Annotated in this window: 11 protein-coding genes and 1 tRNA gene; 2 read left to right on the top strand and 10 right to left on the bottom strand. The window is 52.1% G+C overall.

Translation table 11 applies throughout. The features are described 5' to 3' along the window. Positions 1–754: 754 nt before the first annotated feature. The 3 genes from HV037_RS04870 to actS form a co-directional block, all read right to left on the bottom strand. Entirely contained in the window at positions 755–1,933 is a 1,179-nt protein-coding gene (locus tag HV037_RS04870; protein WP_049239070.1) for an integrase arm-type DNA-binding domain-containing protein, read from the bottom strand. Between the two features lie 195 nt (positions 1,934–2,128). Next, positions 2,129–2,202, bottom strand: a tRNA-Gly gene (locus HV037_RS04865). Between the two features lie 79 nt (positions 2,203–2,281). Further along, complete coding sequence (gene actS / locus HV037_RS04860) at positions 2,282–3,040, bottom strand: amidase activator ActS (protein WP_016157411.1); 759 nt, start codon at positions 3,038–3,040, stop codon at positions 2,282–2,284. A gap of 166 nt (positions 3,041–3,206) precedes the next feature. Between actS and idi the strand changes: the two genes are divergently transcribed. Beyond that, complete coding sequence (idi, locus tag HV037_RS04855; protein WP_103284191.1) at positions 3,207–3,755, top strand: isopentenyl-diphosphate Delta-isomerase; 549 nt, start codon at positions 3,207–3,209, stop codon at positions 3,753–3,755. Between the two features lie 85 nt (positions 3,756–3,840). Here idi and lysS read toward each other — a convergent pair whose 3' ends face one another. The 5 genes from lysS to xerD all read right to left on the bottom strand — a co-directional run bounded on the left by lysS (position 3,841) and on the right by xerD (position 10,056). Next, positions 3,841–5,358 carry a lysine--tRNA ligase gene (lysS, locus tag HV037_RS04850; protein ID WP_005123357.1) on the bottom strand — a complete coding sequence of 506 codons (1,518 nt, stop codon included), beginning with the start codon at positions 5,356–5,358 and terminating at the stop codon, positions 3,841–3,843. A 9-nt stretch (positions 5,359–5,367) separates the two neighbouring features. Then, positions 5,368–6,466 (bottom strand): peptide chain release factor 2 gene (prfB, locus tag HV037_RS04845; protein WP_100250065.1). Its coding sequence is split into 2 segments (ribosomal slippage): positions 5,368–6,390 and positions 6,392–6,466, totalling 1,098 coding nucleotides; the frame shifts between segments, so codons are not numbered across the junction. A gap of 217 nt (positions 6,467–6,683) precedes the next feature. Continuing rightward, entirely contained in the window at positions 6,684–8,417 is a 1,734-nt protein-coding gene (recJ, locus tag HV037_RS04840; protein WP_103284192.1) for a single-stranded-DNA-specific exonuclease RecJ, read from the bottom strand. A gap of 5 nt (positions 8,418–8,422) precedes the next feature. Further along, positions 8,423–9,136: a bifunctional protein-disulfide isomerase/oxidoreductase DsbC gene (dsbC, locus tag HV037_RS04835; RefSeq protein ID WP_075847456.1), complete on the bottom strand. Its 714-nt coding sequence runs from the start codon at positions 9,134–9,136 to the stop codon at positions 8,423–8,425. A 23-nt stretch (positions 9,137–9,159) separates the two neighbouring features. Continuing rightward, positions 9,160–10,056: a site-specific tyrosine recombinase XerD gene (xerD, locus tag HV037_RS04830; RefSeq protein ID WP_016154346.1), complete on the bottom strand. Its 897-nt coding sequence runs from the start codon at positions 10,054–10,056 to the stop codon at positions 9,160–9,162. Between the two features lie 113 nt (positions 10,057–10,169). Between xerD and fldB the strand changes: the two genes are divergently transcribed. After that, complete coding sequence (gene fldB / locus HV037_RS04825; protein ID WP_016154347.1) at positions 10,170–10,691, top strand: flavodoxin FldB; 522 nt, start codon at positions 10,170–10,172, stop codon at positions 10,689–10,691. 100 nt (positions 10,692–10,791) lie between these two features. On the opposite strand, the gene HV037_RS04820 is transcribed toward fldB, so the two are convergent. Together HV037_RS04820 and sdhE are read right to left on the bottom strand one after the other, a co-directional pair. Beyond that, positions 10,792–11,199, bottom strand: a complete 408-nt coding sequence (locus HV037_RS04820) for a protein YgfX (protein ID WP_016154348.1) — start codon at positions 11,197–11,199, stop codon at positions 10,792–10,794. Next, on the bottom strand, positions 11,180–11,446 hold the full coding sequence (gene sdhE, locus HV037_RS04815; protein WP_016154349.1) for an FAD assembly factor SdhE: 267 nt from the start codon (positions 11,444–11,446) through the stop codon (positions 11,180–11,182). The genes HV037_RS04820 and sdhE overlap by 20 nt, the downstream gene beginning before the upstream one ends. Between the last annotated feature and the right edge of the window lie 39 nt (positions 11,447–11,485).

The following is an 11,485-nucleotide window of genomic DNA, read 5'->3' as shown; positions in this document are numbered from 1 at the left end:
TGTTGAATGGATGGGCAGACTTATACCTGCCGCATTGAAACATCCTTGCTATAGGCACATGGTGCATCTCCTTATTGTCACCCGGTAAGAATCCTGGCCTGATTCTAATTAAATCCTCTCTAAGATAGGGAGGTTATGAGTGCAGGTAAAATTGTTATTACCGATCGAATTTCAATAATTGATCTGCAAAATCTATCGATAAAAACGATCAATTACTTATATTTAATAGCTTATAACTATCATTGCAATGATATCGATCGTTTTTGTAGATCAGTTTATGCGGGGGATGTGGTGTATTAAAATTGATGAGGCAAGTAGTGGATATTTTTTATTCATTAAAATCATAAATATATGACATTTAGCATAACCTTCTAGTCAAAGGTATGACCACAATCGTCGCACTCATATCTGTCAAACAGGAGTCCATCAAGGGCTGAGCCGGTAACCGCTCCCGCAGTTGCACCAGCCACAAATCTCCCTAGCACAGCACCAATAACTGCCCCGGCCGCTGTCCCTACTACCGGCACGACAGAGCCAATTGTAGCCCCCGTACCTGCGCCGCTAAGTGCTCCTGCCACACCTCCAGCGATACTTCCTGCCTTCCTCCCAATGTTACGTTCGCTGACGCGCTCAGAACCACATATAGGACATGTTGTAGTCATTGATAAAATCTCCTGATTTTCGGTTGTTAAAAAACAAAAAGGCACCCGAACGTTAATGGACAGATGCCTTTACTATTTGATTACAGCTTTACTTACGAAGCTTTCAGTGAGTCTAGATAATCCGCATACCACTGCATCATCTCTCTCCTGCCATCCAGATACTGCGCATGGTTGTAAGTGCCGCGAATGCTGTTCTTATCCACATGGGCAAGCTGTAGCTCAATCCATGCTGAATTAAAGCCCTGCTCATGCAAAATGGTACTCATCGTGTGGCGGAAACCATGCCCGGTAGCCCTGCCACCGTAACCGACACGACGAATTAGCACGTTAAGAGACATATCGCTGATTGGCTTAACCTTCTCAAGCCTACCGGGAAAAACGTATTGATAACCACTCGTCATCGTTTTCAGTTCTTCCAGAATAGCCAGCGCCTGTCGGGATAGCGGAACGAGGTGTGGTCGTCGCATTTTCATTCGCTCTTCAGGAATGCTCCAGAGGTTATTTTCAAAGTCGAACTCTGACCATTCCGCTTTACGTAGCTCACCGGGACGAGTCCCCGTCAGTATCAGAAGCCTCATAGCCAGCTTAACGAGTATATTTCCCGTGTACGCCTGCAACACGGTAAAGAAGTCTGATAACTCCGAAACTTCCAGGTGCGCATAATGTTCTTTCTTATGGGGCATCATCACGCTGGCAAGATCTGGCGCAGGGTTAGATAGAGCACGCCCTGTTGCGATTGCATATTTCCATACCTCACCACAGCGCTGACGTACTTTGCGCATTTTCTCCGTTGCACCTCGTTTCTCAAGGCGGGTCAAAACTGCCATCAGCTCCATAGGCGTAATCGAATCTATTGGACGATGACCGATATGAGGAAAGACATCCTTCTCAAAAGTAGCGATCATTTCAGTGCGGTACGACTCGGCCCAAAGATCGTAACGCCGCTGATACCACTCACGGGCAATCGCCTCAAAGGTATTCCCCAGCCTGTCCTGCTGAGCCAGTTTCTTCTCTTTACGCGAATCACTGGGATTGATACCCGTAGCCAGCAGATCATGAGCCTCATCTCGCCGTCTACGCGCTTCGGATAAGGAAACCTTCGGGTATGTCCCTAAAGAAAGCATTTTAGCTTTACCTTCGAAGCGGTAACGGAATCGCCATCCCTTTGAACCGTTGGGCTCAATTTGTAGAGACAGACCGTTGCCATCGGCTTTGGTATACGTTTTTTCCGCAGGCTTCGCGCGGCGGATCTCAAGGTCAGTAAGAGGCATATGTATAGTTTTCTCCTCTGAAATTTCGCTATGTGTATAGTTCCAGAGTGTATAGGAGAGCCTATACACATTTCTATGCAACACAGGCTATTGATTTGGGGTAAGCCAAGTAGAGTTCAGTTGACAAGAAAATGCCAAAAAAACCAGTTAAATCATGAGGTAGTTTAATTTAGTGGAGTTCTGGAGAGTTGAAAATGGAGCGGGCGAAGGGAATCGAACCCTCGTATAGAGCTTGGGAAGCTCTCGTTCTACCATTGAACTACGCCCGCATTGGAGTGCGTAAGGGATTATAAACCTTACGCTCTTCTTGGCAAGGGACTAACTGACTGACTGGCGATTAATTCACCGTCAGCATTTTGGCTTACTGCCCTGCGGTGGCAAATAACGCAGCGGATCGATAGCCGTCGCCCGATAGCGGATCTGGAAATGCAACCGCACCGTGGTCGCATCCGAGCTGCCCATCGTCGCGATCTTCTGCCCGGCTTTCACGTTTTGACCGTTGTTCACCAACATGGTGTCATTATGCGCATACGCAGTGATGTAGTCCTCACTGTGCTTAATCATAATGAGATTACCGTAACCCCGTAGCTGATTACCGACATAAACCACCTTCCCGGCTCCGGCGGCATAAATCGGCGTACCACGCGCTGCTGAGATATCAATGCCTTTATTGCCGCCGTCCGCGGTTGAATAAGGCAGAATCACTTTACCGCTGGCAGGCCACTGCCAGCAGCGCTGCCCTACCGGAGGCCAGGAGGATTGCGGTACGGACGAAGATGGTCTGACCGCTGCCGTTTTGGTTGAGGATTTCGTCGTTGTTTTGCCAGAGCCTGAACTGGTTTTCGCGCCGCCGCTGACCTTCAGCTTTTGCCCCACTTCAATGGTATAGGGCGGCGAAATATTATTCAGGCGTGCAAGTTCTTTTACGCTGGTCCCGGTGGCGCGCGAAATACGGTATAGCGTATCTCCCCGCTTCACGGTATACACGGAGCCGGAATAACTTCCTGTATCAGACGACTTGCTCCCGGAACAGCCTGCTAACAGCAGACCGACACACAGCAGCATCGCGATACTCAGGCCATTTTTCTTCAGGCGTCCTGCACTCAAAACAATACCTCGCAACATTTTCAGACGCTTTATCATAGCAGCCAGAAACCGGATGCCAAATCATATCGCGCAACGAAGCGTCGACTCTGGCATTTCACACCCTCTGTTAATCATTCTGACTTAATAGAGCATATAATGTGAATGCTTAAGATTGATGGTGGACGCTATGCGACAGGAACATGTCATTTTATTGAATGAGCAGGGCCAGCCCTGTGGAACACTGGAAAAATATGCGGCGCATACCGCCACAACCCCCCTGCACTCTGCTTTCTCATGCTGGATATTTAACGAGCAGGGTCAACTGCTGGTCACCCGCCGTTCGCTGCACAAAAAAGCCTGGCCAGGCGTCTGGACCAACTCTGTCTGCGGTCACCCGCAGTTGGGTGAAACCACCGAAGCCGCTATTAACCGCCGGGCTTGCTTCGAGCTGGGTGCAGACATCGACTCGCTCAGCCCCGTGTATACTGATTTTCGTTATTGCGCCACGGATCCGAGTGGAATAGTGGAAAACGAAGTATGCCCGGTTTATGCCGCACATATCGTCAGTGAGCTACAGCTAAACCCAGATGAAGTGATAGATTCCCAGTGGAGCAATCTTGAGGATGTTTTAAGCGGGATTGACGCGATGCCGTGGGCTTTTAGCCCGTGGATGGTAATGCAGGTTTCAGATGTTAAGGCGCGAGAGTTACTGCGCAAGTTTGCCAACGGGAATTGATTGCCTGACGGGGCTACGCCCATCAAGCCTACATAACGCATCGTAGGCCTGATAAGGCATCAGCCGCCATCCGGCATTTCACATCTTACTTAACCGGGCGCATTGCCGGGAACAGGATTACGTCGCGGATAGTATGGCTGTTTGTGAACAGCATAACCATACGGTCGATACCAATGCCCAGGCCCGCAGTCGGCGGCAGACCGTGTTCCAGAGCGGTAACATAGTCTTCGTCGTAGAACATCGCTTCGTCGTCACCTGCATCTTTGGCGTTAACCTGATCCTGGAAACGCTGCGCCTGATCTTCTGCATCGTTCAGCTCGCTGAAGCCGTTACCGATTTCACGTCCGCCAATGAAGAATTCGAAGCGATCGGTGATTTCCGGATTTTCATCATTACGACGCGCCAGCGGAGAAACTTCTGCCGGGTACTCGGTAATGAAGGTCGGTTGAATCAGGTGCGCTTCTGCAACTTCTTCAAAGATTTCGGTCACGATACGGCCCAGACCCCAGCTCTTCTCAACTTTGATGCCGATAGATTCCGCAATCGCTTTTGCAGAATCGAAGTTATCCAGATCGGCCATGTTGGTTTCCGGACGGTATTTCTGAATCGCTTCGCGCATCGTCAGTTTTTCGAACGGCTTACCAAAGTCAAAGACTTCTTCGCCGTAAGGCACTTCAGTCGTTCCCAGAACGTTCTGCGCCAGCGTACGGAACAGCGATTCGGTCAGTTCGATCAGATCTTTGTAGTCCGCATAAGCCATGTAGAGTTCCATCATAGTGAACTCTGGATTATGGCGAACAGAGATGCCTTCGTTACGGAAGTTACGGTTAATTTCGAATACGCGTTCGAAGCCGCCAACCACCAGGCGCTTGAGGTACAGTTCCGGCGCGATACGCAGGTACATGTCCAGATCCAGCGCGTTATGATGGGTGATAAACGGACGCGCTGCCGCCCCGCCAGGGATCACCTGCATCATCGGGGTTTCTACTTCCATAAAGCCACGACCAACCATGAACTGGCGGATACCAGCCATAATCTGTGAACGCACTTTAAAGGTATTGCGGGATTCATCGTTAGAGATGAGGTCCAGGTAGCGTTGACGATAGCGCGCTTCCTGATCCTGCAGACCGTGGAATTTATCCGGCAATGGGCGCAACGCTTTCGTCAGCAGACGCAGCTCGGTGCAGTGGATAGACAGCTCACCGGTCTTGGTCTTGAACAACTTACCTTTCGCGCCGAGGATATCGCCCAGATCCCATTTTTTGAACTGCTCGTTGTAGACGCCTTCCGGCAGATCGTCGCGAGCAACGTACAGCTGAATACGGCCGCCAACATCCTGCAGCGTAACGAATGATGCTTTACCCATAATACGGCGGGTCATCATACGGCCAGCAACGGATACCTCAATGTTCAGCGCTTCCAGCTCTTCGTTTTCTTTCGCGTCGAAGTCAGCATGCAGTTGGTCTGAGGTATGATCGCGACGGAAATCGTTCGGGAAGGGGATCCCCTGCTCGCGCAGGCTCGCCAGCTTCTCACGGCGCGTTTTCAGTTCATTGTTAAGGTCGGCTACCGCGTCAGCGCCCTGTACGTGTTGTTCAGACATGTTGGTTCCTCATAACCCTGCTTTCAAACTTGCTTCGATAAATTGATCCAGGCTGCCATCCAGCACCGCCTGCGTGTTGCGGGTTTCAACCCCAGTACGCAGATCTTTGATGCGGGAGTCATCAAGGACATAAGAACGAATCTGGCTACCCCAGCCGATATCTGATTTAGTATCTTCCATCGCCTGTTTCTCGGCATTCTTCTTCTGCATTTCCAGTTCATAAAGCTTCGCTTTCATCTGCTTCATGGCCTGGTCTTTGTTCTTGTGCTGGGAACGGTCGTTCTGACACTGCGTCACAATCCCGGTCGGGATGTGGGTGATACGCACCGCAGATTCGGTACGGTTAACGTGCTGACCGCCCGCACCAGAAGCGCGGTAAACGTCAATACGCAGGTCCGCCGGGTTGATATCGATATCAATATCATCGTCAACTTCCGGGTAGACAAACGCTGAACTGAACGACGTATGGCGACGACCGCCGGAGTCGAACGGGCTTTTACGCACCAGGCGATGTACACCGGTTTCGGTACGCAACCAACCGTAAGCATATTCGCCAGCAATTCTGATGGTCACGGATTTAATACCCGCCACTTCACCTTCAGATTCTTCAATAATTTCAGTCTTAAAGCCGCGCGCTTCAGCCCAACGCAGGTACATACGCATCAGCATGCTTGCCCAGTCCTGTGCTTCCGTACCGCCTGAGCCAGCCTGAATATCGAGATAGCAATCTGCGCTATCATATTCACCGGAGAACATACGACGGAATTCCAGCTGGGCCAGCTTATCTTCCAGCGTATCAAGTTCTGCTACGGCTTCGTTAAAGGTTTCTTCGTCGTCGGCTTCTACAGCCAGTTCCAGCAGGCCGGAGACATCTTCCAGGCCCTGGCTCATCTGATCGAGCGTATCGACGATGGCCTCAAGGGAGGAACGCTCTTTACCCAGCGCCTGCGCGCGTTCGGGTTCGTTCCATACGTCCGGCTGTTCCAGCTCGGCGTTTACTTCTTCCAGACGCTCTTTCTTGGCATCATAGTCAAAGATACCCCCTAAGAACGTTAGAGCGCTCCGTGAGGTCCTGAATGCGGTTATTTACCGGATTAATTTCAAACATTGTCTGATTTCTTTTATTGGACTAGTCAAAATGCGGTTATAAGAGCGGGATTGTAACGAATCCACACCCTTTTTTATAGCGAATATACACATCATCCTTCAAGCTGCCTCTTTGTTGGCTGCGCGATTTCTCCCCAGTCACGTACTACTCGTACGCTCATGGAGACTCATCCACTTGCCGCCTCGATGCAGCTTGAATGATTTTGTGTAAAGTGACGCTAAAGTGGCCAGATATTATCGATTATAATCTGCAGGCTGAGGTTGCCGCGAAACTCATTAATATCCAGTTTGTAGGCAAGCTGAACTTCGCGAACACCGTTATCCGGCCAGCAGGTGGTATCAACGTTAAACGCAATACCGTCCAGCAACGGTCCACCACCGACGGGCTCCACCATCACCTTCAGATGACGCTCACCGACCAGACGCTGCTGGAGCAGACGGAAATGCCCGTCAAACAGTGGTTCCGGGAACATTTGTCCCCACGGTCCGGCATCACGCAGCATTTGCGCGACCTCCATGGTCATCTCCGCCGCGCTCAGAGCACCGTCTGACACCACTTCGCCCTGCAGTAAGGCGGGGTCCAGCCACTCGGTTACCAGTTCGCCGAAACGCTGCTGGAAACGCTCAAACTGCGCCTCTTCCAGCGACAAACCCGCCGCCATAGCGTGACCGCCAAACTTGAGGATCATACCTGGATGAAGAGTGTCCAGGCGCTCCAGCGCATCGCGCATGTGCAACCCCTGAATCGAGCGCCCGGAGCCTTTCAGCGTACCGTCACCGGCCGGAGCAAACGCAATTACCGGACGGTGAAAGCGCTCTTTAATACGCGATGCCAGAATCCCCACCACTCCTTGATGCCACTCGGGATGGTACATCGCCAGACCGCCCGGTAGCGTATCGCTACTGCGCTCCAGCTTTTCACACAGAGTCAGCGCTTCCGCCTGCATACCCTGCTCGATCTCTTTACGCGTCTGGTTGAGTGCGTCCAGCTCATTGGCCAGCACGCGTGCTTCACCAATGTTGTCGCACAGCAACAGCGCCACGCCAACGGACATATCGTCCAGACGCCCCGCTGCATTCAGCCGTGGCCCGAGGGCAAAACCTAAATCACTGGCAGCCAATTTGAGTGGGTCGCGATTGGAAATCTCCAGCAGCGCTTTTATACCAGGGCGGCACTTTCCGGCACGAATACGGCTTAAGCCTTGCCACGTCAGAATGCGGTTATTGGCATCCAGCGGGACCACGTCGGCCACCGTGCCAAGCGCAACCAGATCGAGCAAATCCGCCAGGTTCGGCGGCGCAATTCCTCGTTCATCAAACCAGCCTTTGTCACGCAGGAAGGTGCGCAGCGCCAGCATCAGATAGAAGGCCACGCCAACGCCAGCCAGCGATTTAGACGGGAATTCACAATCGTGCAGGTTAGGATTGATGATCGCTTCAGCGCCCGGCAGCGTGTCCCCAGGTAGATGGTGATCGGTCACAACGACCGGGATCTCCAGCGTTCTGGCATGTTCAACACCCGCGTGGGACGAGATGCCGTTGTCGACGGTGACAATCAACTGAGCGCCCCGGGCATGGGCCTGATCAACGACTTCCGGGCTTAAGCCATAACCGTCTTCAAAACGATTAGGCACCAGGTAGTCCACGTTACTGCAGCCCAATGCGCGCATCGCCAGAATGCTGAGCGCGGTGCTGGTCGCGCCATCGGCGTCAAAATCGCCGACCACGATGATTCGGGTTCCTTCGCGAAAAGCGTTATAGAGGATTTCAACCGCTTTTTCGACACCGTTCAAATGCTGCCACGGCAGCATGCCTTTCACACTACGCTCAAGCTCCTGCGCGCTGCGCACACCGCGGCTGGCGTATAAACGGCGCAGCAATGGCGGCAAGTCGGCAGGTAGCTCGGCGGTCTCGTCGGCTTCACGCCGACGAAGTTGTATCTGTTGTTTCACGCGAATTATTTACCGCTGGTTTGTTTTGCATGTGCGTCGAGGAATTCTTTCATCTCTTTCGGGCCCTGATAGCCAGGCACTACATAGCCATTGCTCAGCACAATCGCCGGCGTACCGCTGACGCCAAACTGTACGCCCAGCGCGTAGTGGTTAGCGATGTCCACATTACAGGTCGATGGCTTCACATCTTTGCCAGCCATGGCGTCGTCAAAGGCTTTGTTTTTGTCCTTCGCACACCAGATAGATTTCATGTCCTGCTCGGCCTGGCTTTCCAGTCCCTGACGAGGGAAGGCCAGATAGCGTACGGTAATCCCTAACGCATTGTAGTCTTTCATCTCTTCATGCAGCTTGTGGCAGTAGCCACAGGTGATGTCGGTGAAAACGGTGATGACGTGTTTTTCCTGCGGCGCTTTGTAGACGATCATCTCGTTTTCCAGCGCGTTCAAATGCTTCATCAGCAGTTGGTTGGTGACGTTTACCGGGCTTGCACCGCTCACGTCATACATCGGTCCCTGAATAATATGTTTACCGTCTTCGGTAACGTACAGCACGCCGCTATTGGTCAGTACAGTTTTCATGCCCGCAACCGGAGCAGACTGAATCTCGGTACTCTGAACACCCAGCTTCGCTAATGACTGGCGAATCGCCGCATCGTCTGCATGTACCATGCCGGAAAACGCCGTCGCCAGCAGGGTGAACATCATAAAACGTTTTTTCATAACCTATCCTTTCCTGTCAGCACTCACGCTCGCGGGTGATGCTGTTGATGTAGTTGCCGCAAGCGCTCCGTTGCGACATGAGTATAAATCTGCGTTGTCGAGAGGTCGCTATGCCCCAGTAGCATCTGCACCACGCGCAGATCAGCGCCATGGTTGAGCAGATGCGTGGCAAACGCATGCCGCAGGACGTGCGGGGACAGCTTTTCGCTGTCGATTCCAGCCAACACAGCATAGTGTTTGATACGATGCCAGAAGGTTTGACGAGTCATCTGTTGCGCCCGCTGGCTGGGAAACAGCACATCTATTGATACACCGTTGAGCAACCACGGCCGCCCATGCTCCAGGTACGTTTCCAGCCAGTACACCGCCTCCTCACCTAACGGGACAAGGCGCTCTTTATTACCTTTACCGATCACCCGAACCACGCCCTGACGCAGGCTGACGTCACTCATCGTCAGCCCCACCAGTTCAGACACGCGCAGGCCTGTGGCATACAATACTTCCAGCATGGCTTTGTCGCGAAGTTCCAGCGGTTGTTCTATCAGCGGCGCCTGCAGAAGTCGTTCGACCTGTGCTTCGCTGAGATCTTTGGGCAGACGCTGCGGAAGTTTAGGTGATGCAAGCGAGGCACTGGGGTCATCTTCGCGATATTTTTCACGGTACAGATGCTGAAAAAAACGCCGCATTGCACTGAGCAAGCGTGCGGAACTGGTGGCTTTATATCCCCCATCCATCCGCTCAGCCAGCAATGCTTGCAGGTCATCACTCTGCGCGGTCGCAAGCGAGGCGCCGCGGTGATGTAGCCATTCAACAAGCATGGTCAGATCGCGACGATACGCACTTAGCGTGTTTTCCGCCAGATTTCGTTCCAGCCACAGGGCATCAAGAAACTGCTCGATGCGCGCCAGATCCTGTTCCACTCGCGCCCCTTATTTCACTCTCATTTTTGATGCATTATGCCTCATTGTGCCGAGAATGCGGCGATTCTGTTACACTACCCGCAACGCTACAGCAGAATTGAGATGTTTACGTCATGAACATGGGTCTTTTTTACGGTTCCAGCACCTGCTATACCGAAATGGCAGCAGAAAAAATCCGCGATATCCTGGGTCCCGAACTGGTGACACTGCACAACCTCAAAGATGATTCCCCGACCTTAATGGAGCAGTATGACGTGCTCATTTTAGGCATTCCAACCTGGGATTTCGGTGAAATCCAAGAGGACTGGGAAGCGGTCTGGGAGCAACTGGACGACCTCAACCTGGAAGGCAAAATTGTTGCGCTTTACGGTATGGGCGATCAGTTGGGATACGGTGAATGGTTCCTGGATGCGCTGGGTATGCTGCACGATAAACTGGTCACCAAAGGCGTAAAATTTGTTGGTTACTGGCCAACCGAAGGGTATGAATTTACCAGCGATAAGCCCGTCATTGCCGATGGACAGCTGTTTGTTGGCCTGGCGCTGGATGAAACAAACCAGTACGATCTCAGCGATGAACGCATTCAGGCCTGGTGCGAGCAAATCCTTGGTGAAATGGCCGAACACTGGTCCTGATAACCATTTTGCCGGATGTAGGCGTAAACGCCATATCCGGCCTACATGCCGCACCGAACCGTAGACTTTAACGCTGCTCGACATCAGGCATTCATCAGCATTATCCCTGCTTCGCCTGTTGCAGTATTAACCGCCGCAAATCCCGCCACTCCGCGTCATCCATACTGTCTGCCGCCAGCCACAAATGCTGACGTTTTCCGGCATCGGAACGTAAACGCAACATCATGCCTGTTTTGACCATCCAGGGTGCGCTAGCAATAGTCCACTCTTGCCCTTGCCAGCGCAGACGACCGTCCATCAACAGCCGAATCTCGCCCTGACAGGCATTGATTCGGCGCTGGCTACGGACGCTATCGAACACCACCAGAGAGAGCAGAACCAGCCATAATGGGGTGTAGCTCAATGGCCAGGGCATCAATAAAATAAATACCGCGACCAGCCCATGAATGAGCAACGAAAGCCATTGCGCGCGCCATGAAACGCGTAAATCAGATTGCCACTGGACCACGTTCCCGATTCCGTGTCTGGATAAGTCGCACCATCTGCTCTAGCTGAGCATCAGCCGGTTTCCCATGATTCATCAACCAGTTAAATAAGTCTGGATCATCACATTCTAGCAGACGGATAAAGATACGTTTTTCTTCATCACTTAAGCTGTCATATTCATGTTCGAAAAACGGCATGATCGAGATGTCCAGCTCACGCATACCGCGACGGCATGCCCAATGAATACGTGCTTTGTTGTTAATATCCATGTTCTTCTTCCTGTCTCGCGAAAACGAAGTATCCCGCTA

This window comes from Citrobacter sp. RHBSTW-00017 (assembly GCF_013797615.1).
GTDB classification, from domain to species: Bacteria; Pseudomonadota; Gammaproteobacteria; order Enterobacterales; family Enterobacteriaceae; genus Citrobacter; species Citrobacter braakii.
This window is presented reverse-complemented; position numbering and strand designations above follow the sequence as displayed.